Origin of the sequence: Thermosediminibacter litoriperuensis (genome assembly GCF_008124715.1) — a bacterium.
GTDB classification, from domain to species: domain Bacteria; phylum Bacillota; class Thermosediminibacteria; order Thermosediminibacterales; family Thermosediminibacteraceae; genus Thermosediminibacter; species Thermosediminibacter litoriperuensis.
Genome location: NZ_VNHO01000016.1, coordinates 1 through 25,914, shown reverse-complemented (window position 1 = coordinate 25,914; position 25,914 = coordinate 1). Strand labels below are relative to the sequence as shown.

Annotated in this window: 24 protein-coding genes; 5 read left to right on the top strand and 19 right to left on the bottom strand. The window is 44.7% G+C overall.

What is annotated here, in order from left to right; translation table 11 throughout:
* Positions 1-51: 51 nt before the first annotated feature.
* Complete coding sequence (locus tag LZ11_RS07845; protein WP_148867351.1) at positions 52-417, top strand: hypothetical protein; 366 nt, start codon at positions 52-54, stop codon at positions 415-417.
* 45 nt (positions 418-462) lie between these two features.
* Here the strand turns inward: LZ11_RS07845 and LZ11_RS07840 are convergent, their stop codons facing one another.
* Positions 463-1,371, bottom strand: coding sequence for a GNAT family N-acetyltransferase (locus tag LZ11_RS07840; protein WP_148867350.1), 909 nt, complete (start codon positions 1,369-1,371; stop codon positions 463-465).
* A gap of 255 nt (positions 1,372-1,626) precedes the next feature.
* On the opposite strand from LZ11_RS07840, the gene LZ11_RS07835 reads away from it, so the two are divergent.
* Genes LZ11_RS07835 through LZ11_RS07825 form a run of 3 tightly spaced genes read left to right on the top strand, consistent with a single transcriptional unit; the run spans position 1,627 to position 5,969 of the window.
* On the top strand, positions 1,627-2,331 hold the full coding sequence (locus LZ11_RS07835; protein ID WP_148867349.1) for an ABC transporter ATP-binding protein: 705 nt from the start codon (positions 1,627-1,629) through the stop codon (positions 2,329-2,331).
* Complete coding sequence (locus LZ11_RS07830) at positions 2,331-4,694, top strand: ABC transporter permease (RefSeq protein ID WP_148867348.1); 2,364 nt, start codon at positions 2,331-2,333, stop codon at positions 4,692-4,694. Before LZ11_RS07835 ends, LZ11_RS07830 begins: the two co-directional genes overlap by 1 nt.
* A gap of 27 nt (positions 4,695-4,721) precedes the next feature.
* Positions 4,722-5,969, top strand: coding sequence for an efflux RND transporter periplasmic adaptor subunit (locus tag LZ11_RS07825; protein ID WP_148867347.1), 1,248 nt, complete (start codon positions 4,722-4,724; stop codon positions 5,967-5,969).
* A 54-nt stretch (positions 5,970-6,023) separates the two neighbouring features.
* Here the strand turns inward: LZ11_RS07825 and LZ11_RS07820 are convergent, their stop codons facing one another.
* The 18 genes from LZ11_RS07820 to LZ11_RS07735 all read right to left on the bottom strand — a co-directional run bounded on the left by LZ11_RS07820 (position 6,024) and on the right by LZ11_RS07735 (position 25,545).
* Positions 6,024-6,779: a fumarylacetoacetate hydrolase family protein gene (locus LZ11_RS07820; RefSeq protein ID WP_148867379.1), complete on the bottom strand. Its 756-nt coding sequence runs from the start codon at positions 6,777-6,779 to the stop codon at positions 6,024-6,026.
* Between the two features lie 80 nt (positions 6,780-6,859).
* Positions 6,860-7,885 carry a sugar kinase gene (locus LZ11_RS07815; RefSeq protein ID WP_148867346.1) on the bottom strand — a complete coding sequence of 342 codons (1,026 nt, stop codon included), beginning with the start codon at positions 7,883-7,885 and terminating at the stop codon, positions 6,860-6,862.
* Between the two features lie 13 nt (positions 7,886-7,898).
* A complete protein-coding gene (locus tag LZ11_RS07810; RefSeq protein ID WP_148867345.1) occupies positions 7,899-8,546 on the bottom strand; it encodes a bifunctional 2-keto-4-hydroxyglutarate aldolase/2-keto-3-deoxy-6-phosphogluconate aldolase in 648 nt (215 codons plus the stop codon).
* Positions 8,547-8,667: 121 nt separating this feature from the next.
* On the bottom strand, positions 8,668-9,441 hold the full coding sequence (locus LZ11_RS07805) for an IclR family transcriptional regulator (RefSeq protein ID WP_148867344.1): 774 nt from the start codon (positions 9,439-9,441) through the stop codon (positions 8,668-8,670).
* Positions 9,442-9,480: 39 nt separating this feature from the next.
* On the bottom strand, positions 9,481-11,025 hold the full coding sequence (locus LZ11_RS07800) for a tagaturonate epimerase family protein (protein ID WP_148867343.1): 1,545 nt from the start codon (positions 11,023-11,025) through the stop codon (positions 9,481-9,483).
* 19 nt (positions 11,026-11,044) lie between these two features.
* Positions 11,045-12,532 carry a UxaA family hydrolase gene (locus tag LZ11_RS07795; RefSeq protein WP_148867342.1) on the bottom strand — a complete coding sequence of 496 codons (1,488 nt, stop codon included), beginning with the start codon at positions 12,530-12,532 and terminating at the stop codon, positions 11,045-11,047.
* Entirely contained in the window at positions 12,533-14,068 is a 1,536-nt protein-coding gene (locus tag LZ11_RS07790) for a tagaturonate reductase (protein ID WP_148867341.1), read from the bottom strand.
* Between the two features lie 20 nt (positions 14,069-14,088).
* The gene (gene iolB / locus LZ11_RS07785) at positions 14,089-14,898 is read right to left on the bottom strand and encodes a 5-deoxy-glucuronate isomerase (protein ID WP_148867340.1); all 810 of its coding nucleotides are present in this window, start codon (positions 14,896-14,898) and stop codon (positions 14,089-14,091) included.
* A 47-nt stretch (positions 14,899-14,945) separates the two neighbouring features.
* A complete protein-coding gene (locus LZ11_RS07780; RefSeq protein WP_148867339.1) occupies positions 14,946-16,031 on the bottom strand; it encodes a M24 family metallopeptidase in 1,086 nt (361 codons plus the stop codon).
* A 20-nt stretch (positions 16,032-16,051) separates the two neighbouring features.
* On the bottom strand, positions 16,052-17,344 hold the full coding sequence (locus LZ11_RS07775) for a TRAP transporter large permease (protein ID WP_148867338.1): 1,293 nt from the start codon (positions 17,342-17,344) through the stop codon (positions 16,052-16,054).
* Positions 17,341-17,820 carry a TRAP transporter small permease gene (locus LZ11_RS07770; RefSeq protein WP_148867337.1) on the bottom strand — a complete coding sequence of 160 codons (480 nt, stop codon included), beginning with the start codon at positions 17,818-17,820 and terminating at the stop codon, positions 17,341-17,343. Before LZ11_RS07770 ends, LZ11_RS07775 begins: the two co-directional genes overlap by 4 nt.
* A gap of 59 nt (positions 17,821-17,879) precedes the next feature.
* Complete coding sequence (locus LZ11_RS07765; RefSeq protein WP_148867336.1) at positions 17,880-18,911, bottom strand: TRAP transporter substrate-binding protein; 1,032 nt, start codon at positions 18,909-18,911, stop codon at positions 17,880-17,882.
* Positions 18,912-19,036: 125 nt separating this feature from the next.
* Positions 19,037-20,305: an ROK family transcriptional regulator gene (locus LZ11_RS07760; protein ID WP_148867335.1), complete on the bottom strand. Its 1,269-nt coding sequence runs from the start codon at positions 20,303-20,305 to the stop codon at positions 19,037-19,039.
* A gap of 255 nt (positions 20,306-20,560) precedes the next feature.
* On the bottom strand, positions 20,561-21,769 hold the full coding sequence (gene nagA, locus LZ11_RS07755) for an N-acetylglucosamine-6-phosphate deacetylase (RefSeq protein ID WP_222927219.1): 1,209 nt from the start codon (positions 21,767-21,769) through the stop codon (positions 20,561-20,563).
* Between the two features lie 18 nt (positions 21,770-21,787).
* Positions 21,788-22,570 carry a 6-phosphogluconolactonase gene (locus tag LZ11_RS07750; RefSeq protein ID WP_148867333.1) on the bottom strand — a complete coding sequence of 261 codons (783 nt, stop codon included), beginning with the start codon at positions 22,568-22,570 and terminating at the stop codon, positions 21,788-21,790.
* A 291-nt stretch (positions 22,571-22,861) separates the two neighbouring features.
* Complete coding sequence (locus tag LZ11_RS07745; protein ID WP_148867332.1) at positions 22,862-23,617, bottom strand: sugar isomerase domain-containing protein; 756 nt, start codon at positions 23,615-23,617, stop codon at positions 22,862-22,864.
* A 172-nt stretch (positions 23,618-23,789) separates the two neighbouring features.
* Positions 23,790-24,254 (bottom strand): TRAP transporter small permease, encoded by a 465-nt coding sequence (locus LZ11_RS07740; protein ID WP_148867331.1) that lies wholly within the window; start codon positions 24,252-24,254, stop codon positions 23,790-23,792.
* Positions 24,255-24,258: 4 nt separating this feature from the next.
* The gene (locus tag LZ11_RS07735; RefSeq protein WP_148867330.1) at positions 24,259-25,545 is read right to left on the bottom strand and encodes a TRAP transporter large permease; all 1,287 of its coding nucleotides are present in this window, start codon (positions 25,543-25,545) and stop codon (positions 24,259-24,261) included.
* A 182-nt stretch (positions 25,546-25,727) separates the two neighbouring features.
* Here LZ11_RS07735 and LZ11_RS07730 point away from each other — a divergent pair.
* On the top strand, positions 25,728-25,914 hold a 187-nt coding region (locus LZ11_RS07730; RefSeq protein ID WP_148867329.1), incomplete at its 3' end, for a helix-turn-helix domain-containing protein.

The window sequence follows — 25,914 nt, the reverse complement described above, 5'->3', positions numbered from 1 at the left end:
AAGTTAATATAATTATATTAGACTTAAAAGAAAGAAAGGAGGTTTTAATAGATGACCGATTACAAAGACTGCCACGACTACAAAGACTGCGCCGATTACTACGATCATAAACACGGCCACTATACCTACGACATGATCGAAGCGGAAATGATGTCGATGTTCGATCCATTGTGCATGGAAATTATGCCTCACGTGCGCATGGTATGCGACAGGTACGACGATCCCTGGAGATACCCCTGCCCCACCCGTGAAATGCTGGAGCGCTGGGCTGACGAGGTCATGTCCTGTTGGTCCCCGTCATGGTATTCAGCCGAAGTCGAGACTCAGCAGTTTGGCCGCAGGAGGCCGTTTAGATCGCTTATATTCGCCCTTTTAATATTTGAACTGCTGCGCAGGAGACGCAGAATATTTAGATAACGGCAAGAGGGCTGCTGAAAAAATTTCAGCAGCCCTCTTGCTTTTTTATGAAGGAATCTTCTGAAACCACAGCGATCTCACACCTTCGTCTTTAAATCCGAATTTTTTATATAGTCTATAAGCCCTATGGTTGATGTCTATTACAAAAAGCCTTATTTCTCCGGCACCGGCGGCGCGAAGGATGTCAACGCTTTTCTTGAGGAGAGCCTTACCTATTCCCAGACCCTGAAAATCCGGGTGGACACCTATGGTATCAATCCATCCAATTTCATTCTTCAGTTTTAAGTCATAAATTCCGGCCGGCCTGCCTTTGTAAAAGCAAAGTCCTTTTAATCCGGGACAGCCCTTACTGGCTTCGACCATCTGATTCATATCTTCCCAGGTAAGAACTGCATTGTTGGGAGAACCGCGAAAAGCCTCATTGTGAATTTCCCGGAACCGGCCTTTGTTTTCATTCGACAGTGTTTCAAAAAATATTTCCCCGGAAATATCGTTTTGTGTCGAGACATCCGGGTAACCGCAGTATTTCATAACGAGGAATCTGTGGGTCTGCCCGTACCCGAAGGATTCAATATACGGCCTTAAAAACTCCTGGTCCGGAGTTATGCCCAGTGTGATCTTTTTAGCCCTTTTTGAAATACAGTAACGCTCGCATTTTTCTACGAGTATTTTAAAGCAATCAGCATACATTCCTGTATAGTCTATATTTATGCCGGTTATAAAAGCTTCTCCACTATGAGCAACTTCTCTGGTTATACAACCCATAGCTCCGATAATTTTACTACCTTCCCAGAGGGAGAAATGGCTTTCACCGAAATTAAAAAGAACGCCGCCGTAATTTTGAAGCATTTCTTCATATGTTTCTATGTAATGGTTCCGGCCGCTTTTTATTACATGATTATAAAGTTGCTTTTTCGCGGGCTCCGCAAGTTCTTTGAATGAATAAATCTGCATTTCAATGCCCTCCCATTTTCTCAAATCTGATCATTGGCCCATACAGGATACAAAAGTGCACACCATCAGTGCAATATTCTATAAAACAAGGGTAATGTCCTTCTTTTCTCCAGGTAGATTTATTTTTGTTTTTGCATTATAGCTATTTTCGTTTGCACTTTTCTTTTAACTCGACTATAATGAAAATATCATAACATTTTGATCATTTTAATATTGACGACCTCGCCCTAAAACGAGAGGAAGGAGGGGTGTCGTTTGAATACCATAATAGTGGCCAGAAATTTGAGCAAGGTATACAAAATGGGAGAAGTTACAGTTGAAGCTTTGAGGGGAGTCAGCTTTGAAGTTATGGAAGGGGAACTGGTAGTGGTCCTCGGGCCCAGCGGATCCGGTAAGAGCACCCTGCTCAATATAATGGGGGGAATGGATAAGCCAAGCGGTGGCGAACTGTATTACATGGGCACACCTCTCCACAGCGCCAATGCAAAGCAATTGACTTTGTACCGCCGAAACGAGGTGGGATTTGTTTTTCAATTTTACAACCTGCTGCCCAACCTGACTGCTTTAGAGAATGTCCTTCTTTCGGTACAGATTGCCCAAAACCCCCTTTCCGCCGAGGAGATGCTGAATAAGGTGGGACTAACAGACCGGGCAGACCATTTTCCCTCCCAGTTATCCGGGGGAGAGCAGCAGCGGGTAGCCATAGCTCGAGCCATGGTCAAGAACCCGCGGATGCTGCTGTGCGACGAACCCACCGGAGCCCTGGACTATAAAACAAGCATTCAGGTTCTCAAACTACTTAAGGATTTTTGCGATACGTATTCCAAAACGGTGATTATAATCACCCACAACACGGCCATAGCGCAGATGGCCCACCGGGTGTTTTACCTAAAAGATGGAAGGCTTGACAGAATCGTGGAGAACGAAAATCCGCTGCCGCCGGAAAAGGTGACCTGGTGATGCTGTGGCAAAAGATGATAAGGGATTTGAAAGAGAATAAAGGTTCGTACATTGCCTGCACCGTGGTCATAGTTATGGGGCTGCTGGTTTTTACGGCGTTTTCCACGGTGGTGGGAAGTTTGCGGGCTTCTCAGCAGAAGTTTTATGAAGAGCAGAATTTTGCCGACGGCTTTATAAAAGTGCAGGCCATACCCCAGAACGAAGTAAAAAATCTGGAACGCATCGATGGCATAAAGGAAATCCAGGGCCGCCTGGTGAAGGAAGTAATTGTCCTGAAGCCGGGAACCAGAGAGAACGTTTACCTGCGCCTGGTTTCCGTCGACCCCGGCATGGCAAACCCGGTAAACGGGGTGCTCCTCATCCGAGGCAGGCCCCTCGATGATGATTCCATGAACGTATGGATAGACAATAAGTTCTCCGAAGCCAACAATCTCGACCTGAATAGCAAAATTGAAATAATTGCGGGCGGCAAGGTGAGAACGCTCACCGTAACCGGCGTCGGGAACAGCCCGGAATTCGTATACACCCTCCGCACTCCAGAGGACGTATATCCTTCCCCGGAAACCTTTGGTATCGCTTTTATTCCCATAAAAGCAATTGAAAAGCTGTTTCCCGATGAAAAATATTTCAATGAACTGGTATTCACCTTAAAACCGGGAGCCGACTATGAAAAAGTCAAAGAAGAACTGGAAAACAGCCTGAAGCCCTACGGCGTGAAAAGCATAATACCCCGCGCGGAACAGATGAGCCATATGCTTCTGGACCTGGAACTGAAAAGTTTGGAATCCATATCGAAGGCTATGCCCGTAATGTTCCTCTCCGTCGCAGGGATGATTTTATATATTACCCTTAAGAGGCTGATAGAACTGCAAAGGGGGCAGATAGGCATTTTGAAGGCGGAGGGTTTTACTTCCGGAGAAATCCTATTTCACTACATGTCCTACGCGCTGACGATCGGCCTTACAGGAGGCCTTACCGGCAGTATACTCGGCGCTGTTCTTTCTTATCCTCTGACATCGATGTACCAGGAATTCTTTAACCTGCCCGGTTTTAGAGGGAGATTCTCACCGTCTCTGATCCTGTTGGGTGTTTTACTTTCCCTTTCCTTTTCTCTGATCGCAGGTTATCAAGGTTGCAAGAAGGTTCTTGCCCTGGAACCCGCCGAAGCCATACGGCCTCCGGCTCCCATCCGGGGCAGGAGAATATTTTTGGAAAAGATAGGCTTCCTATGGAAGACCCTCAACGTCCAGGGCATGATGGCCGTCCGGAATCTCTCCCGGAACACGGGGCGCAGCCTCTTTATATTTCTTGGCATCCTGTTCTGCTTTACCATCACGACCTTCACATGGTCGGCGAACGATGTGACACAGAAGATGCTTTTCGACCAGTATGAAAAAGTGGAGGTCTATGATGTAAAGATTACCCTGGCTAGGCCTCTTGATCAGAAAAAAGCGCTCCGGGAACTTGAAGCCCATCCCGGAGTGAGCTATGCGGAGCCCATGGCCGAGGTCCCTGTCACTTTAAAAAACCGTTGGCTGAAGAAAGATACGGTGGTGCTGGGACTCCCCCGCGATGGACGGCTTTATAACATACTGGACAAAAAATATAATAAAATCGCACCCCCAAAAAACGGCATTCTGCTTTCGGAAAGGCTGTCAGAACTGCTGAACGCAGGAGTAGGTACAAAGCTGACGGTGGAAAGCCCGATGAAAACCGGCGAAAAGGAGGGTGTCCTGGAGGTTGTCGGAATAATCCCCCAGTATGTGGGAGTAAACGCTTATATGGAATTAGGAGCTCTGCAGGAATTTTTAAACCATAAGGGTCTGGTCACATCGATCATGCTGAGGGTCGATCAAGAGGCGATCGATCCCCTCCGGCAGAAATATATGAGTAGCGAGTACATAAGTTCCATCGACGAACGGAGCCAGAGGCTCAACAGATTCAAAGAAATGATGGCCTCTTACGGCAGCATGCTTTATATATACGCCCTTATCGGAGTATTAATTGGTTTTGCCATCATTTACAGCTCCTCGGTTATTTCGATGTCGGAGCGGAGCCGGGAATTGGCATCAATGATGGTACTCGGCATGACGCAGGAGGAAGTGGTGTCGGTGGTAACCTTCGAGCAATGGTGCATTGGATTGCCGGCCCTGATAGCGGGTATACCGGCCTCAAAGTTAATGATGGCCGGCCTGTCGCGGGTTGTGAGCAGTGATATGTTTACCATGCCGGATAGCCTGACATTCTCTTCACTTATTCTTTCCTTTGCAGTTACCGCGTTTTCAATATGGATTGCCCAGAAAGCTGCGGCGCGGAAGGTCAGGAGTTTGAATCCGGTGGAAGTCCTTAAAGCAAGGGAATAAATAGATGAAAGGAAAGCGGTGAGGACCGTGAAGAAAAAAATAAAGATGATAATAGCTTCAATAGTATTCATCACCATCGCCGGATTAGTTTTCTACCAAAACAGCCGGGGCCTCGAAGCCAAAGTCATGGAAGTCCAGCCGGCGACCTTAACTAGAACTTTTAAGGAAGAGGGCAAAGTAATTCCTGCAGCGGAGTATTCCGTATACAGCCTTCAAGCGGGCGAAATAGTTGATCTGGCTGTAGAAGAAGGCCAGCAGGTAAAAGCAGGGGATATACTGGCCGTCCTGAACTCAAAAGAACTGGAGTTTCAATTAAAGCAATTGCAGGCTCAATTAAAAAGCCTCCGGGGCGAAGAGGCCAGAGCTTTCCAGAAACCCCTGGAGTCGGAAATAAAAAGTCAGGAATTGCTGGTCGAGCAGGCCCAGCATGACCTGAAAGCTTTTGAGGAAGATTTCAATAGAATGGAAAAACTGTACAGCGAAGGCGCTGTCACCTTGAAGGAATATGAAGATGCCAGAAATATGCTGGAAAAGGCGAAACTCAACCTCCAGCGGCAGCAGGAAGCTTTAAAGCTCCTTTATGAATCCCGCAATCCCACCGGCGAATCCCTCCAGTATTATGCTGGGCGAGCCGAAGCTTTACAATCCCAGATCGACCTGCTCAAGTACAGGATTGAAAGGTGCAGGATTACTTCACCCGTAGACGGAATCGTGGCAGACCTTACCGTCAGACAGGGCGATGTTGTGAATCCCGGCTCCAGACTGATGAAAATTTTTCAAAGGGGCGAATACCTCGTGGAGGTTTTCGTCCCGGCTGACTCGGCGCTGGATATCGCAGAAGGGATGAAGGTGAAATTGATTCATGAAAGAAAGGGCGAAAATCTCATTTTCGATGGAGCTGTAGAAAAGATCGCTCCCACCGCCGTGGAAAAGATATCAGCCCTGGGCCTCGAAGAACAGCGTGTCAAGGTTACCGTAAAACCCCTGGTTGCCGAAAACCTGCAATTAATCCCGGGCACCGTGCTTGATGTGGAATTTACCACGGATAAAAGGGAAGGCGTGCTGGCCGTGCCTAAAACCGCACTGTTCCCCTACGAAAATGGTGACGCCGTATGGGTGGTGGAGAGCGGAAGGGCGAAAGTTCGTCCGGTAAAAACTGGTTTTGAAAATGACAGCCATGTGGTCATAGAAACTGGATTGAAAAAAGGAGACCTGGTCATACTCAATCCCCAACTGCCAGGGCTGAAAGAAGGAAGAGTAATACGTGCGAAATAAAAAGAAATTTAATTTTAAAAAAGGGGCATCCCCCAAAGCATAAGGATACCCCGTTCATTTTACATAATTCTTCAACCTGCCTATTCCCTCGATTTCAGCTTCCACAATATCGCCGGGATTGAGGACACCCTTTCCCGGCGGAGTGCCGGTGCTGATCAGGTCCCCCGGATTCAGGGTCATTATATGCGATACAAAGGACACGATTTTTGCGACGCCGAATATCATGTCGGAAGTGTTGCTGTCCTGTACCAGCTTTCCGTTATGGTACATCCTTATAGCCAGGTTGTCCCCGTCGATACCGGTGGCTATACAGGGGCCCACTGGCATGAAGGTATCGTAACCCTTAGCCCTGGTCCAGGGCTTTCCCTTTTCCATGAAATCTTTCGCCGTGACATCGTTGCCGCAGGTGTATCCGAGTATGTAGTCTCTCGCTTCTTCCGGCGAGACACACCTGGCCCTGTCTTTTATCACCACCACCAGCTCGACCTCGAAATTCAGCTCTTTTACTTCTGGAGGTATGACAATGGCCTCTTCCGGACCTATAACCGAAGTAGACGGTTTTAAGAATATCACCGGCTCTTCCGGCGCAGCTTCTCCTTTTTTCTCAATGACTTCCCGGTAATTGGTGCCAACGCACACAACTTTGGTGGGTTCGCAGGGCGCAAGAAGTTTTACTTCCTCGACATGATATCCATAATCGGACTTTTCCCAGTTTCCGAATATACTGCCGCTCACCGGGAAAACCTTATCCCCTTCCAGCACCCCGTATGCGGCTCCCCGTCCGGAATCAAAACGCACGAACTTAGCCATCATATGTTCCTCCTCCAACGATATTTAAAAAAATCGCCTGCAATAAGCAGGCTTTTCAGTAAAACTCAGGGGGAAAACTTTCACCTCTGCACCCTTCCGGATGCATCGCCCTTCATCAGGTTTTTTACTTCGCTCAGCGTCACGTGGTTGAAGTCGCCTACTATGCTGTGCTTCAGGCAGGAAGCAGCCGCTGCAAATTCCACCGCGTCCTGCGGGGAATAGCCGTTCACGAGGGCGTAGATAAGCCCACCGGCAAAAGCGTCGCCACCCCCTACCCGGTCCACGATATGGATCTCATACCTCCTGGACTTGTAAAATTCCTTTCCGTCGTAATAAAGACCAGACCATCCGTTATCAAAAGCTGAAAAGCTCTCCCTCAGTGTTATTGCTACTCCTTTCAGGGAAAACTTTTCTAATAGCTGGCTGGCCACTTCCCGGTACCCTTCTTCGTTCAACACACCCTTTGTCACATCGGAAGATGCAGCCTTTATGCCAAAGACCTTTTCGGCGTCTTCTTCGTTGCCTATAGCAACGTCCACATACTCCATTAAAGCCGTCATTACTTCTCTGGCCTTCTCCGGTGACCATAATTTCTTCCTGTAGTTCAGGTCGCAGCTCACAGTGACCCCTAGCTTCTTCGCGGTTTTCACCGCGTCGAGGCAGGCCTGGGCCAAGTTGTCCCCTAAGGCCGGCGTTATACCGGTAAAGTGGAACCACCGGGCTCCAATGAGGATCCGTTCCCAGTCAAATTCTTCGGGTTTGGCCCCCGATATGGCCGAGTACTTTCTGTCGTAAACCACCAACGACGGACGTTGGGATGCCCCTATTTCATTAAAGTATATGCCGAGTCGTTCTCCACCCCTGACCACATAATCGGTCCGCACCCCGTAGCGTCTGAGATGATTCACCGCCGCCTGGCCCACCGGATTGTCGGGCACCTTTGTCACAAAATAGGCCTCCTCACCGTAGTTGGCCAGGGACACGGCAACATTGGCCTCGCCGCCTCCGTAGGTTACGTCGAAGGATTCGGCCTGCACTATCCTCAGATAATTCGGTGGAGTAAGACGCATCATTATCTCTCCGAAAGTGACTACTTTGTTCGCCATAAATATCGCCTCCTCACTCTTGATTTCTTGCCTGCCTTACGGCTTCGACAAATTTCCTTGCCGTCTCCTCAACCTGAGCAAAGTCACCGCGCTTTGCTCCTTTGGTGAGCTCGCCTCCCACGCCCACCGCCAGGCACCCTGCCTTTATCCACTCGCCTACATTTTCAAGGCTGACTCCGCCGGTGGGCACCAAGGGCGCCTGGGGCAGCGGAGCCAGTATAGCCTTTACGAAAGAGGGGCCAAAGGCGCTTCCCGGAAACAGCTTCACGAAATCGGCGCCGGATTCCATTACTTCCACGATTTCCCTTACCGACATAGCCCCCGGCATGGTTACCTTGCGGTAACGGTTGCAGAGCCGAACCATATCCGGATCAAAGCTGGGGCTTACAAAAAACTCAGCGCCGGCCAGCATAGCGGCTCTGGCCGTTTCGGCATCCAGCACTGTACCTGCCCCGATGACGATCTCACCGTTCGAGTATGCCCTGGAAAGCTCTTTAATAACGTCCAGCGCTCCCGGCACGGTCATCGTTATTTCGATGGCGTCGATTCCGCCGGCCTTAACAGCTTCTGCGATTTTTAAGGCCTGCTCTGGCGTCTCGGCTCTGACGACGGCTACCACGCCGCAGTCAATGATTCTTCGCACTACCTCGAATCTGTCCACGGACAGCCCTCCTTGTTTCTCATTATGAAACACTGTTTCATAATCTTGCTAAAAAATATTTCGCCACGGAAACGCAAAAATCCTTCTTCGGGATAATTAATTTTTTTAACTCTATATCGAATCACATTTCCCCGGCTCTCCAGCCCATCTTCCGGGATATTATCCGGGCGCAGTCCAGTACTTTCGATGCCAGTTCAGGAACCCTCTCAGGAGGAATTGTTACAGTGGACCCCGATATGCTTACGGCGGCAATAACCTTACCGGTGTAATCGAATACAGGAGCCCCCACGCATCTGATACCTTCCTCGTTCTCTTCATCGTCTACTGCGTAGCCCCGGACCCTTATTTCTTTTAAATGCTCAATCAGTTTATCGGGATCAACTATAGTGTTCTTGGTATACCGTTCCAGGCCGTTGTTAATAATCTTTTCCACATAATCCGGCGTAGAAAAGGCCAGTATAGCCTTTCCTACCGCCGATGCATGCAAAGGAGCGCGGCGGCCGATCTGGGAATACATTCGTATTGTCCTATTGCTGTCAATTTTATCGACATACAGTGCTTTGTCGTTATCGGGTATTACCAGGTGAACCGTTTCGTTTACTTCTTCGGCAAGTTGTTTTAATAGCTCGTGGGACTCCCTCCTGATGTCCATACGGTCCAGGATGGCCCCTCCCAGGTACAGCAGCTTTGTTCCCAGCCGATATTTTTCACTGTATAGGTTTTGCTCTACATATCCCAGCCGCAGCAGTGTATTTAGAATACGGTGAACGGTACTCTTATGAAGCTGCACCCGACAGGAGAGATCTGTAACGCCAATGCCGTCTTTTTCTCCCGCCAGCTCCTCTAATATCCTCATTGCCCTTTCAATAGACTGGACGGTGTTCTCCCCCTGCATGATTTCCTCCTCATGTTTTGTTACCTCATATTTTAACTCTCATCTGGCACCAAGCAGACTCAAATGTTTCTCCAGATGTTCTCCTAATACTTTATAATAATCCTCTTCATGGCTGTTTAATATATTATATATAGCGTCTCTAAAAAGATACTTACCCTTTTCATCCTTTGAAGTCAATATCAAGCCGTAAGTTATATGCAATACCTGACGGACATCGTTCTGGCCTAGAACCTGTGGTAGATCTTCATCGGTCATTTTACTCACATCAGGAACGGTGGTCCAATCAGCGGTAACGTGATAATATTTTTTAGCTTCGTTAAAGTGACTAACTGCAAATTTATAAATTTCCCTGAAGAGCTCCGGTTCTTTCCGGGCAATGACCTTTAAAGCCTCGAGCCAGTTTGTTCCTGCGGTTTTGACATGAACCCTGCCCCCTGTATACCGGCCTATAATGGGAAAAACCTTGAACTTGTCGCTGCCCGAATGTATACTCAACCGGTAGCCGAAATAATCGGCAATCGCTGCGTGTATCTTGAACTCTCTTTCAAATTGCTCCAGGTCGCCAATATAGTCGATACCCTTCTGGAACTCGCCGCAAAACCTGGGGGCAAGACTCGTGACCTCCACTCCCATTTTCTCAAGCTCTGACGCCACGAAAAAATGCGCCTGTGGTGTGGTAGGAGTTATGGTTTCATCGATTGAAACCTCAAAGTCCACTTTTTTACCGGCGGGTCTTATTACATTTAAATAGATATGTTTGATAAAAGTTAGCGCTTCGCCGTAAACCACTGCAATTTTTTGAAGAGATTCTTTATCAAAAGTTATTACTAAATCCCGTAACGAAAATTCCTTCCCGAGGTAACTAACCTCAAGCGCTTTCCGGTATTCTCCGGGCAATTTTTGGTACTCAGTTTCAATTTGATCTTTCGGCATAAAAGTGGCTGTATTGTTGATCTTTTCCGAACAGTCCAAAGTTATCATGGTAAACCCCAGATCCAAGACCATTTTTACCTCGGATTCGGTCTTTAAATGATCGCCATCGGCTGAAAAACCCGACCGGTATCCTTCTTGAAACACCGCCCAGGAGGCGGCGTCAAGTACGTCTTCGTAAGTCCTGCCGGTTAAATTCAGCTCCCTTACGGACTGCTGGGCCAAAACCGGTCTTACCTTCGTATTTCTTATGAGACGCAGATGCCCCGGTGATGCTATTCCCAGCCTGTCTCCAAGCCCTATGCTCATGCCTTCCTTCCCAAAGGTCACTGGGGCAGTAAAGGGGAACCACCTTCGAAGAACTATTGCATTATCATGATTTAGTGATGCCACCTTTATCTCCTTACCATTTAGTGCAAAAATTTTTTCACCGGTAAAATCATCAAAAATCCGGGAAGGTTCATCCTTTATAATTACCAGCTTTTTCTGATCATTCACCCTGGCCATAAAGAGGGTGCAGCCTGCTAAAACGTTAATAGATTCGGGATAAACCTTATAGGTGTTAAAGTGGAATTCGGCTTCTCTCTTCAATTCTGTTAAGGTAAAATCGCCCGAAACAACTTTTTTACAAAATTCCTCCCAGCCGTTGCTCAAATTATCACCTCTTTTTATTTTACAGAGTAACACCGTTTTTAAATATCGCAATTTCCCTGAATCCCATTATTTCCGATTTAGTGGGCATTCCCGAGGCCACTTTTATAACATACTCTAAAAGTTCTTCCGCCAGCTTTTCCATAGTTTCGCCTGAAAGAAGTCTCCCCGCATCAAAATCCATCCAGTGGGGTTTTTTATTAAAAACCTCGCTGTTGGTAGCTATTTTCACAGTAGGCACTGCGGTGCCCAGCGGTGTCCCGCGGCCGGTAGTAAACAGAATTATCTGGCAGCCCGCCGCCGCCAGCGCGGTGGACGCCACCATGTCGTTGCCGGGACCGCTCAGGAGAATCAGCCCTTTTTCTTTTACCGTATCTCCGTATTCCAGAACATCCACTACCTGGCTGGAACCGCCCTTCTGGGTACACCCCAGTGATTTCTCCTCAAGGGTGGTTATGCCTCCCTTTTTGTTGCCCGGAGATGGGTTTTCGTATATGGGCTGGTTGTACCCCATAAAGTATTCCTTAAAATCATTTATGAGCTTTACTATCTTTTCAAAGACTTCTCTATTTTTTGCCCTGTTCATGAGAATCGTCTCTGCGCCGAACATCTCCGGCACCTCGGTGAGCACCGTGCTGCCTCCGCAGGCGATGAGTTTATCAGAAAAGGCTCCTACCAGCGGATTGGCTGTAATTCCCGAAAAGCCGTCGGATCCGCCGCACTTAAGTCCTATCACCAGTTCCGAAAGCGGGCATTCTTCTCTCTTAAATTGAGAAGCATATTCCACCAGTTCTCCTATGAGTTTAACTCCGACCTCTATTTCATCTTCTACTTCCTGGGCTACAAGGAATTTCACCCTTCCGGGATCGTAATCGCCCAGTACCTTTTTAAACTCTTCTATATTGTTATTTTCGCAGCCTAAACCCAGCACCAGCACTCCTCCGGCGTTGGGGTGATTCACCAGATCGGCTAGGATTTTCTGGGTATTGAGCTGGTCGCTACCAAGCTGCGAACATCCATAAGGGTGTTTAAACTCGTATATGCCGTCTATACCGTGTACACCTTTAAACTCTTCTATCGCCCGCCGGGCAATAAGTTCGGCGTTCCTGTTCACACAGCTTACGGTGGGAATAATCCATATCTCGTTTCTTACCCCTACTCTACCGCTTTTCCTGCGGTATCCATTGAAGGTTTTATCGCATTGAACGGGGTTAAAATTCACCTGTTGGGGGTGATATTCATACTCCAGGATTTCACCTAAATTCGTTTTTAAATTGTGCGAGTGCACCCATTCTCCGGCCTTTATGTCACAAGTGGCGTGGCCGATGGGAAAACCGTATTTTATTACATTCTCACCTTTCTTTATATCCCTTAAAGCTATCTTATGACCTTTGTCGATATCTTCAAGGGCAATAATGGAGGAAGACCCAAAAGTCAGGGTCTCCCCCTTTTTTATATTGTCAAGAGCCACTGCCACATTGTCGTTGGCGTGGATTATTAAGGCGCGCATTCATTGAACGCCTCCCTTCACCAGCCGATCCACGGTTTGTTTTATGCCGCGGGAGGTTATCTGGTATAGATAGTCTCCTACCTTTTCGGTTAAACCCGGCACCCCGTTCAGATCCTCTTCCCAAATATCCGCATTGCTCAGAACCGTCCTTGCCACTTCATGGGCCGATTCGCGGCTGCCGTCGTATTTTTCCCACGTCTTTTCGAAGAATTCCAGCACCGGCAGGTCGTCCTTCATGATAAATTCACCCTTTTCCCTCCGGGCTCTCATAGATGTTCCCTCTACCCTGCCGTCTTTATATACCGCTATCAGCGCCGCCATGGAAAAGGTGAGTTTTTCGGGCAATCTGCCGAACCGCTTCTGATATTCAATTATAGAGGGCAGGACTCGTGTTTTGAACTTGGAAGAGGAATTGAGAAGTATGCTTATGAGATAGTGTTTTATAAACGGATTGCGGAATCGCTCCACCACCGAATCGGCGAACTCGGTGAGCATTTTTTCATCCAGGTCAATGGATGGAATTATTTCGTCATATATGATCTGCCTTACGTATTCGCCCATCACTTTATGTTCCATCATTTCGCCTACGGTTTCAAGGCCGTACAGGAACGCCGCCGGAACCGACGAAGTGTGGGCACCATTCAAGATCCGGACCTTGCGGGTTCTGTACGGAGTCATGTCGTCGGTCCATATTACATTAAGGCCCACTTTAGTAAAGGGAAGTCTTTCGGAAAGTTCCTGCGGTCCTTCTATAACCCAGAGGTGGAATAGTTCCCCGGTGTCTACCAGTTCGTCCTCATAACCCAATTTTGCCAGAATTCCCGTTATTTCATCCTTTGGATATCCGGTAACCACCCGGTCAACCAGGGTATTCAGGAAGGTGTTGTGTTCTTTTATCCATGTCTTGAATTCCTCGGGCAAATTCCAGTCGTCGGAAAGCTGGAGGACAATTCTCTTCAAGTTGTCGCCGTTTCTATCGATAAGTTCACACGGAATTATGACCATCCCTCTTGCGGGATCTCCGTCAAAGTACTTAAATCTGTGATAGAGGTAAGCCACAAGTTTTCCAGGAAAAGATACCGGGGGCTTTTTATCAAGGCTGTCGTTTTTGTCGTACGATATACCGGCTTCGGTAGTATTTGATATTACAAATTCTATATCGGGGTTTTCTGCACACTTTAAGAATTCATCCCACTGAGTGTAAGGATTGATACCGCGACTCACGGAACTTATTATTTCCTTTACCTCTGTAGGCTCGCCGTCTTTGAGCCCTCTCAGTATCAGGGTGTAAAGTCCGTCCTGTTCGTTGAGTTTTTCCACGAGGCCTTCGGGTATGGGCTGAACCACCACAACGCGGCCGTTAAACAGCTTGTTTTTGTTCATCCGGTGAAACATCCAGTCCACGAAAGCCCTTAGGAAGTTTCCTTCTCCGAACTGAATAACCTTTTCGGGCAAATCCTCGGGGAATTCCTGAACCTGTAAGCCGGCAGGAAATTCAAAGTTCCCCTTTAATAATTGCTTGTTGAGTTTTACCATAGGCCCTTCCCCCCAAGATTTTAATTACTGTTCTTTAAAGCACTAACCAGCTTCGGATCATCTTTAGGCGTTAGCTTGCGTCCGTACGGTCCCGCCATTAACCAGAGGTAGTAAACCTTAAATCCCGGCGCCGCCGCCACCGGATGATAGCCCTCATTGATAACTACTGTATCACCGTCTTTAACCATGTACGCCTCTCTCAATGACAACTCATCGTTGTATATTACCTGGACGCCGAAGCCCTCTTTTGGGAAAACCTTAAAGTGATATATTTCTTCCATCTCCGTTTCGACGGGCGGGTCGAACTTATCGTGTTTGTGAGAGGGATAGCTGGACCACTGTCCCGGGTATGAGAAGGTTTCACCCACTACTATTCGATCTACTTTCCCCTCGGCATTCTCCACAACGATATCATGAACTTCCCTCTGGTAACCGGCAGTTCCCCGGTGATTTACTACGACATCTTCCGGCCTTATTACAAAAGGAGCATATTGCTTCTCCGCCAGGGCCGAAACAACGGCTATTTCCAGCTTCTTACCTGCGATTTCTTGTATTTCGTAATTGCTGTTTATAGGAACGTATACTGCGGTAGCCTTTCCTGAAAAAACATTTTCCCTCTTGCCGAGGTCTTCAAAAAATTCCTCTCCGGCCCTCACGTTACAGCTTCCCGATAAAATTATCAGTACCGTTTCTTTTCCCCCGGTTTCGCCTCTAAAGCTTTCCCCCTGCTCCAGAGTTAAAAGGCTGAAGCCCGTGTATCGGGTAACGTCTCCGATCTTGACTATTTCTCTATACCCTTTCTGTTCATCAAAAGGAAAAAAATTGGACAACTTAATTCCCTCCAATACGATTATTGATAAAATTGCTAAATATTTTATCACCTAATTAAGATATCGGGTCTTTTAATAAAAAATTCCCCATATTTCACTTCTTTTACCGGAAAATTATCCGATACTGTTAAAATCTCAGGCCCATCTCTCTTGACCAGGATTGTATCTTCAGATTTGACTCCGGCAATCGTGGGATTCCATGCGAAAACTTGACCTTCTTTTACTGTCTCTTCGCAGTATGGGGTTGCCCTGAATTCTCTGGAGTTGTATCCGGCCATACCGCCCTGATGGTGGTTTTTCCATTCTTCAGGATAACCCGCAGCTTCATAGGCTTTTTGCCCCCTAATGAAAATCTCTTTAACTTTAACCCCGGGTAATGTCGAAGTTATAAAAGCAGCATCGATCAGAAGAACCGCTTCGTGCCTTTTCTTTAATTCCGCGGGAACTGTTCCAAAATGTACAAGCCGGGTGGCAGACGCAACAAGACCATGTTTTTCCCCGGAAATGGCAATCAATGCATATTTCTCTATTTTTTTCTCTGTAGGAAGTGGATGGCGATATTTAAATGCCCTGTCGTCCGCTGCTACCAGATTAACTACGGGATTTACGTCATAATCGACCGAAATTTCTTTTACTAAACTCGCTACATCCTGTTCGCTGTCTCCCGGTTTAAAGTAGTAAGCCACCTTTTCTAAAATGTCCGCAACACATTTTGCCGTATCATAAAATCTCTCCTGTTCTTCCGGTAAAAGATCCCATCTTAACCTTGCGAATTTGTCTCCCAATTCCTTATCCGTAAAAACCTTCTTACTTGTTACAATTTCATTTAATAAGCTCTGGAGCTGGAAAGGCTCCCACCATGGATATTTAATTTTTTCGAGAAAAATACCGTTTAACTCCTCTTCTACAAGCCTTTTCGCCTCGATATTGTTGGCTACCAAATAAACCCCGCTTTTAGTAACCAGCAGGTCCGCACATGATTTTTCACTGCTGACGTTAACGTAAGGCCTGGCACCTGTCAGCCACTTAAAAGTGACCTGTGTTGTAATTAATATGCCATCAATATCTTCTTTGGCCATAAAGTTTCGAATCCTTGCAACTTTAGTGTCAAATTCCTGTTTCGACCAAACCAAAAAATCACCTTCTTACGCTGTTATTTGCCCATCAGGAGATTCGGCATAAACATAACTATTTGCGGAATATAAGTTATAAGCATTAATACAGCTACCATTGTAAGATAAAAAGGAATCATAGTTCTAGATAATTTTTCAATGGATATGTTACCTATAGCACATCCTACAAAAAGTGTACTTCCTACTGGAGGAGTGAGAAGCCCTATAGCAAGATTCAGCATCATTATTATCCCAAAGTGCACCGGATCCACACCTAGTTGAACTGCAACGGGCAGCAATATGGGAGTAGTAATTAAGATGAGAGGAGCCATATCCATAATGCAACCCAGGAAAAGTAATAAAACATTTATTATAAATAAAACCACATATCTATTGCTTGAAATGGACAACAGAGCTTTAGTAGCCAGAGCAGGCACTTTCAGATATGCCAGCATCCAGCCAAAAGCGTTAGAAGCCGCAATTAAAGCCATAACAATTGCAAGGGTTTTTAAACTTTTCATCAAAATATGGGTCATTTTTGATATAGGTATATCTCTATAGATAAAAAACGTGACAATAAACGCGTATACCGCTGCTACAGCTGCGGCCTCTGTGGCGGTATAAAACCCGGTAATTACGCCTCCCACGACTATTACCGCTGTGAAAAGGCCGAGTGCCGCATCTTTTGTGGCTGATAATGCGTCCTTTAACGACACCGGTTCTCCCGCGGGATACCCTCTTTTTACGGCGATCACGTAAGAAAGAAGCATGAGGGCAAGGCCCAGGACGATACCCGGGATCATACCGGCAAGAAATAATCTACCCACCGATACACCACCGGCCACCAGCGAGTATATGATCATATTATGACTTGGTGGAATCAAAATTCCCTGAGTGGAACCGGTAATTGTTACCGCTACTGAATAATCGACGTCATATCCTTTTTTCTTCATCATGGGTATTAAAATAGACCCGATGGAGGAGGTATCGGCAACGGATGAGCCGGAAATTCCTCCGAAAAACATACTAGCGAGAACGTTTACTAGAGCGAGGCCACCCCTTATTCTACCCACTATTACATTTGAAAAGTTAATTAACCTTTGGGAAATTCCTCCTTCACCCATTATTTCTCCTGCCAGGATAAAAAACGGTATTGCAAGGAGCGAGAAGGAGTTAATACCCCGCACCATCGCCTGGGCTAACATAGCAAGGGGAACATTCAAATATGCAGCTGTAATTACTGCAGAAATCCCTAAAGAAAATGCTATAGGCACTCTCAGTAAAATGAGACCTGCAAAACTGCCAAGCAGTAATGTGATAGCTGATGTATTCACCGGGTAACCTCCTTCCTCTTTATTTCACTAATCGATGCCGAAATAATATAGTAAATCATCGCAACGCCGGATATAGGTATCACCGCATATAGGAACGCTGAATTAAGCTTGAGGCCGGGCATATAGTTACCTGTAGCTACTTGACTCATTCTGATGCCTTCTTTTATCATGAATAGAGCAAAGCCCAATATAAGCACCCGACTTATCCAATTCAGATTATTCTTTGTTTTATCCGATAAATACTGGTCCAAGATCGTTATGCTTAGATGGAGATTATCCCTAACCCCAATAGCCATACTTAAAAAGCCGAACCATACCATACAAAGCAACGAAGCTTCTTCGCCCCACGCAGGTGTTTTATGAAGAAAATACCTGGAGAATACCACCCAACTAACTATCAAAGTCATCATAATCAGAAGACTCATACTTAAAGTCTCTACAAAGAAATTAAAATACCTTTCCAGCTTTTTGAGCACTTACTCCCCTCCTTTTCTCTTGAGCGAGAGGGAATTTAATCCCTCCCGCCTTTAAAGATTTATTTTGCGGCTTTTATCCTTTCTATTAAGTCCTTGTATTCGGCTCCAAATTTATCGTATAAAGGTTTAACTGCATCCTGCCAAGGTTTCAGATCTGTTACTTCCGTAATAATATTTCCTTTAGCTTTGACTGCCTCTATAGCTCTTTGCTCATATTCCTTCCATGCTTTTTTCTGAACTTCTTCGGAAGCTCTTGCAGCTTCTTTTATTATCTTTTTATCCTCATCGCTTAATTTGTCCCACAGTGCTTTAGAAGCAATTACTACTTCCGGAGTTCTTGTATGGTTATCCAATGTGTAATACTTGGCAACTTCATAGTGAGATGTTGAATAATAGCTGGGCCAATTATTTTCGGCTCCATCGATGACTCCAGTCTGGAGGGCGCTGTATACTTCACCGTAAGGCATAGGAGTTGCCGAAGCTCCAAGAGCTTCTACAAGAGATACCATCAGCTCAGACTGCTGCACTCTGATTTTGAGGCCTTTGAGATCTGCCGGAGTCTTTACTTCCCGCTTGTTGTTGTAAAAGCTCCTGGCCCCCGAGTCATAATAAGCAAGGCCAATCATGTTGGCTTCTTTAAGAGTGTCTAAAAGTTCTTCACCAATCTGACCGTCCAGGACTTTCCACAGATGTTCTTCATTATCGAACAGGTATGGCAGTGAAAGAACCCTTAGAGGCTTGGCAAAATCAGATAAGGGCTGAGCGTTGACTCTGGCAAAATCGATTCCACCCATTTGAACCGCTTCTATAACGCTCTTTTCGTCACCGAGTTGACCACCAGCATAAACCTCAATCTTGATCCTACCATTGGTTTTCTCTTCTACAATTCGTGCAAATTCCTTGTCTCCAATAGTTGTTGGATAATCTTCCGGCTGATTTTCCGCAAGTTTCAGAACCAGTTGGGGTTTACCTTGTTCCTGAGGCTGCTGGTTGCTGGAACTTTCAGATTTTTGCCCGCATCCCGCGAAGATAAATACCAGCAAAGTCAGACATGCGAAAAAAGTGATTCTTTTCCATAAAAATCGAGACATTCCTAAAGACCCTCCCTAAATTACCTTAATTCATTCGTTTAAATTAAGATGTTTTTTATGAAGCTAACTTTTAAATTAAATTCCTCACCCCCTTTTCTCGAATAAAATCAGGTTAACCGGGTAAATTAATTTCCTCCTTTCTCCTGCTTAGAAGTATTCGATTGAATATAATCCACTATATCTGAACTTGATTTAAAAAGTTCCCTCAATGCCAGAGCACAGGCTCCGATAACGCCAGAATTTTTTCCAAGAGAAGAAACCTTTATTGAAGTGGACATTGCTATTTCCGGGAAAGCATGGGTGTGAACTGTTTTATTTATTACGTCCATAAAAATTTCCGCAGCTTTTGCCATTTTACCGCCGATAAAAACCGCTTCAGGATTGTAAAGATTTACTACGTCTGCTATCGCAAGGCCAACATATCTTGCCATTTGCTTTAAAAGTTCATAGGCATATGAGCCTTCTTTTGAAGCACATTTTATAATATCGTCAGCCCCGACTTTCCCTTTGATCTTCCAGATTTTCTTTAACGGGTCACCGTCCTTTATAAGCAGCAGCTCAGAATTGACTTTTCTCAAAAGGGCCGGTATACCGCAAATGCTCTCGAGGCATCCACGGTTGCCACAATTGCATAGCGGTCCGTCCTCTACCATGACAATATGGCCGATTTCTCCGGCATGACCCTGAAATCCCTGTAAAATGCGGTCGTCCATTATTATCCCAGCACTGATGCCTTCACCAAAGTTAACATACACCAGGTCTTTGTAAGCTACAGCCCCTCCAAACCATCTTTCGGCAAGAGCGGAAGCATTGGAGTTATTCTCTACAAAAACGGGGAGGCCCACTTGCTTTTCAATAGCTTCTTTAACCGGATAACCCTTCCATTTAGGACCCAGGTTTATCGAACGTTTAACTATTCCCTCTTTGACGTTCAAAAGCCCGGGAAAGGCCACCCCAACCCCCAGAAAATTCTTTCCCTCCTTAACCCCCTGGTCTAAAATATGCTTTATGGTATCTGCTAACAGCGAAATTCCCGCGTCAGGATCTGTCATATCGAGATCAATTGTATTGATTTCAGTGGGATCATTTTTTAAATCTGCTATGCCTATAGAAGTCTCAAAGCGCGTTACCTCAATACCTATGACGTAACCCGCTTCAGGATTGAATTTCAGCTTAACAGGTCTCCTGCCGCCCCGGGATTTGGCCAACCCTACTTCTTTTACCAACCCTATTTCCAGCAGTTCACGGATTATTCCCGTAATAGCCGGAGGAGTAAGTCCTGTTATCTTCGCCAATTCCTGCCGGGATATAACTTCATGCTGTTTAATTAAATTCAAAACTGTCATTCTATTAATTTTTTTAACGTATTTACTATTCCCCGGTCCTTTCGACATCTCGACCACCTTAAATGGGTAGTATATATTCCTTTGATTTTTAACTTATTTAAGTTAATTAACTTTTTATATTATTCGACTTAAACTTTTTTAATTCCTGCTAATTAATAAATTTTTTTCAAGAGTCTTTGTTTCATACAGAAAAATGCCCTCATAGCCGTTTTATAAAGGTCATGAGGGCATTAACATTAAAAGAATCAAATCTCAATGTTGCCACAACAGTAGTCGTAAAAGTTGCAAAATAGCTAAAAGCAGTTAATTTATAAACCGGACGACTCCCTTCGTTATAACGGTTTTAACATTTATACTCTCATCAAAAATTACAATATCCGCATCTTTTCCCGGAGCAAGAACACCTTTACGATCGGCTACTCCGATTATCCGTGCCGGAGTACTGGTCATCATTTTTACGGCATCAATGAGGGGAACACTAGCGATTTCTACCATTGTTTTTACAAGCCTGTCGGCGGTGGCTACGCTGCCGGCAAAAGCACTACGGTCCGGAAGCTTGGCCACTCCTTCTTCAACTATGACCTGTTGTCCGCTCTTTAAGCTTCCGAGAATATACTCACCGTCGGGCATACCCGCCGCCCGCATGGAGTCGGTGACAAGGCATATTCGTTCTGGCCCTTTGATTTTGTATATAAGTTGAAGCAGGCTCTGAGGCAGGTGTTTGCCGTCGGCTATTATCTCAACAGTCATCTCGTCTATTAGAAAAACACTTTCCACCACCCCGGCATAGCGGTAAGCGTTAATTCTTCGCACCATTGACATGCCGGAATAAAGATGGGTCACATGCGTAAAACCGTTTTCAAAAGCTCTTTGAACCTCCTCGTAAATTGCGTTGCTATGCCCTATTGACGGGAGCACACCCCGGCTTTTAAGCTCCCGCCCCATCTCAAGAGCACCTTTAAGTTCTGGCGCCACAGTCCAGCGGATGATATCCCTTGAATAATCAAGAATTTTTGTGTATTCTTTCCTATCCGGATCTTTTATGAATCTAGGATCCTGGGCTCCTCGCTGTTCCATAGAAAAATAGGGACCTTCCAGGTGAAGACCTAGAAGCTCTGGACCGTCGTAATCCTCTTTAGCTTTTTTAAAGTTGTCCAGCGTTCTAAACAGGTCCTCCAGCGAACTGGTCAAGGTAGTGGGCACCAAAGAAGTAGTTCCGTGTCTCATGTGGGACCTGGCGGCTTCAAGGATAGCTTCCACAGTGCCATCCATGAAGTCGTGGCCGCCAGCGCCGTGGGTGTGGATATCTATAAATCCAGGAGCAATATAGTTTCCGCTGGCATCAATAATTTTACTGTCTTCTTGGGAGGCCAGAAGGTTTGATTCCGCCCTTTGTACATCTCCTTTTGCTTCGAGCACTTCAGATATCACGCCATTTTCTATTAACAACCCGCCCCCCGTAATCTGCCGGAAGGGAGTAAGGATATTTCCGTTTTTAATGAGCAGTTTCATTGTCATCACCTCACAATATCAGCCTTTTGTTTTATCCAAATCAGATGCCGAATCTTTATCCAGATACAACACGGCATTGGGGTGCCTTCTCAAAATAGAGGCAGGACATTCCTCCGATATCGGGCCTTTAACTGCTGACTTCACTGCAGCGGCTTTGTTTTTGCCCGGCACAATACAAAATATAAATCTCGCTGAAAATATGGCCGGCACCGTCATAGTAAGGGCATATTCCGGAACATCTTCGAGCTTAGTAAAGCAACCATCATTGACTTGTTGCATCCGACATTTCAGGTCAAGGTCGACTTTTTTCACAAGAAATCTGTCGTTAAAATCAGCCACATGCGGGTCGTTGAAAGCGATATGGCCGTTTTCGCCTATGCCTATGCAGGCTATGTCTATGGGGTTATCTTTTAAGAGTTTTCCGTAGCGTTCACATTCCGCCTGTATATCTTCCGCATTGCCGTTTAAGTAATTTACGGATTTGAAAGGCACTTTAGAAAAAATCCGGTCATGTAAATACCTGCCAAATCTTTGAGGTGCGTCCTCCGGAAGGCCGATGTATTCATCCAGATGGAACGCATTTATCCTGTCCCATTGAATTCCCTGGATATTCGTAAGCTCTTCCAAAAACTCGTTCTGGGACGGCGCCGCTGCAAATACCATGTTTATTTCATCCTGTTGAGATTGAAGCTCTTTTATTTTAGACGCAGTATCTATGGCAGCTGCACGACCCATTTTTCTACGGTTTTCATATATATTAATCAACAAATTATCCGATTTACATGTAAATATGTTATTCATCATTAACACCTCCCATATTCAAGGAAAAGCTTAACTTAAATTTGCTAAATTCCACACAACTGCCATAGAATTAGTGTGGTGGAATATTTCAGAATCAAAGTAATATTATATTGAGCTATTTCTCATCCCTCCAGTTAGATTTTTGTTTTGGCTATCTTTAATCTAACCGGAGGGAGGGATGAGGTGGCTCAATTTTTTTATTCTCTTTTTTACAAAATTATATGGACTTAACCCATATTGGTCACAATTTGTAAAAGGATAAACATGATGAGATTTGTTCACTTTGTAAGATTATCTTAAATGTTTAATTCTACCAAAATACTTCTTTTCATATTCTTTGTTCGCCTCATCGCCACCTGGCATATTGGCGCTTACCCAAACGGGCGGTTTAACTCCTTTTTTCAACAGTTGATTTACAGTCTCTACCACAAGTAAGTTCAAAGTAAAAGTATTTACTAAAGTTGAGGTTGGTGCGACTTTTTGTTCAAAATCATCAAATTTAATTACTGCGTCACCTAATGGCAAATGACAATCTATAAATATATCAACGATTTCATAAAGATTTTTGCCGCTTTCATGTCTGGCCGGATGGTCTTTTGGTAACATTTTAGCAAAAGACGTGGATGTAATACCTATTGTAGTTAATCCCATCCTTTTTGCTTCCATTGCGATATCGATAGTCATTGCGTTTATTCCGTAAGCGTTAACAATTATTATGGGATCTCCCGGTGTAAAATCATAACTTTTCATTACAGCTAAACCGTAACCGGGAGTTCTTTCCATGATATTTGAGTGCTTTGCTCCGTTACTTAATGAAATTCCAGCATCTAATAAAGGATTAATCGGCACTAATCCTCCCGCTCTCCAAAAGAGCTCCTCAGCCCCCATATTAGAATGGCCACCAGTACCTACTACATGAATTAACCTATCTTCCATTATAGCTTTTGCCAATACTTCAGCAGCTTTTTCAATGGATTCTTTTTCATCTTTTAGAATGGATTCGAGCAATTCATTAACTATTTTATAATACTCCACTTTTTTATCCATAAAAATATACCTCCTATCTCCAAAAGTGAATCTCTCAAAATAGCTACATTCTCTTTGATAATAGCTTTTTTATCTTCTTAAGACTTCTAAATATACTTTTTTCTGATATGCTTTCACCTCCATACATTCTAGCGTTTAGTATGCAAGAGGAAATTCCCCAATTTTTGCCTTTTTAATTATTTTTTAACGAACTGATTAGCCGCGGTATCATGAAAATTGCTGATAAAATTGCAAATACAGGCATGGCCGAATAAGACCATATTTGCGACACCATAATAGATGGGAAAAGAAGGGCCTTTTTAGTTGCAGCAGTTTGTATGCCTGTCTGGAAAAGCATCAGGAAGAATATAATACTGATGATATTAAGAGCAATACCCAATCCTCGTTGTATTTCTTTCGGCATTTTATTTACTATAAAATCCATTACCAAATGTTCTTTGTGATAAACTGCTACAGCCATTGAAAGGAAAATCATCCACACCACACAAATAACAGTTACATCCGATACCCATAGAAAAGAATGATTAAAAAAGGTTCTGCTAAATATTTCTAACATGTTTATAAGAAAGATCACAATAAAAAACACAGTAGAGATATTTGCAAGAAAATCCGCTATCTTATCTAATATCTTTTTCATTCTATCACCCTCCAAACACTAGATTCGGGAGGTATGTGACCAGCCCTGGAAATACCGTAATTAGAGCCTGTACTATTAGTAATGCTATAGCGAAGGGAAGGGATGCCTTCGTCACACGTTCAAACGGAAGGCCTGAAATCTTCGATAGCAAGAATAACAACGCTCCTACCGGCGGCGTAATTAAACCTATCATAAGGTTACAAATCATTACCGTACCAAAATGTATAGGATCTATGCCCATCCTAGTTGCGATAGGAAGAAGCAACGGCCCAAATATTAGCATCGCAGGGGTTGCATCCATAATCATACCTAAGAACAAAAACAGTACATTGCACAAGAACAGGAACATTAAAGGCGATATGTGATACTGATTTATCAGCTGGACGATCTGCATTCCAAGCTGCTCAACCGCAATCATGTAGGAAAATATTCCAGCCACCGCAAAGAGGGCCATGATGGAAGCAGAAAACAAAGCAGTATTTTTAAACGCTTGGAAGAAACCCTTTAAGGTGATTTTTCTATAGACAAAGATGCCGATAAATAGCACGTACGCTGTGGCAAGAATTGCAACTTCGGTGACGGTAGCCATTCCTGTAAAAACACCCACGAAAATAATAACTGGTGCAAGCAACGGGAGCCATGAATCGCGAAGAACTTTCAAAAATCCTTCCCATGACATTTTGCTTTCATGGGGTTTTAACTTCATATTTCGTACTTTAAGGGCTACGATAAGCGACATAAAAACGGCCATTAATATGCCAGGAATCATGGCACCAAGAAACAACCGACCTATAGACAAATTTGTAATCAGCCCTAAAAACACCATTGGTATACCTGGTGGTATAATTGGCCCTAACACAGCTCCTGCAGCATTACATGCTGCAGAGAAATCTTCAGGATAACCTTCTTCCTTCATTTTAGGTAACAATATAGGGGAAATCGCTGCAGCATCGGCAGGCCCAGAACCAGAAACTAAAGAAAAAATAGCATTAACAAAAATGCAGGCATGCGCAAGAGCTCCTTTAACTCTTCCAATAAAGAAAAGCGAAAAATCTAAAAGTTTGTCTGTCATACCTGATATGTTCATCAATTCTCCTGCAAGAACAAAAAACGGAATTGCTAGTAATGATACATTAGACACACCGTTTATCATGTTATTTGATATCATAGTCAACGGGCCATTGCCAGTGGCAAGTAGATATGTGCTTCCTGCAATTGCCATGGATATGAAGATATCCAATCCGAGAAACATGAAAAAAAACATAACAATAAAAATGATAAGTATGGCCACTAATTTCTTACCTCCTTGACAAGTCTATACCTCTCAAAAATGAGAGGTATAGACTCTTTTATATTATGAATTTACTTGGTTAATTGTAAAATTAAATGCGACAGTAAAAAAAGTTGAACCATAGCATGAAACCCGATATGATGTTGGTTGACAAAAAACTAACACATATGGAGGGTTCAGCTATGGTTCTTACTAAAGAGTATACCACATCACCACCCACTTTTAAACACCTTACACCCTACGAAAGAGGTAAAATTTGTGCCCTGCTCAAAGAAGGTTTCTCACCAACTCAAATCGCTAAAAAACTCGGCCGTCATCGCAGTACTATTTACCGCGAAATCAAGCGTGGTACAACGACTCAACTTCGCA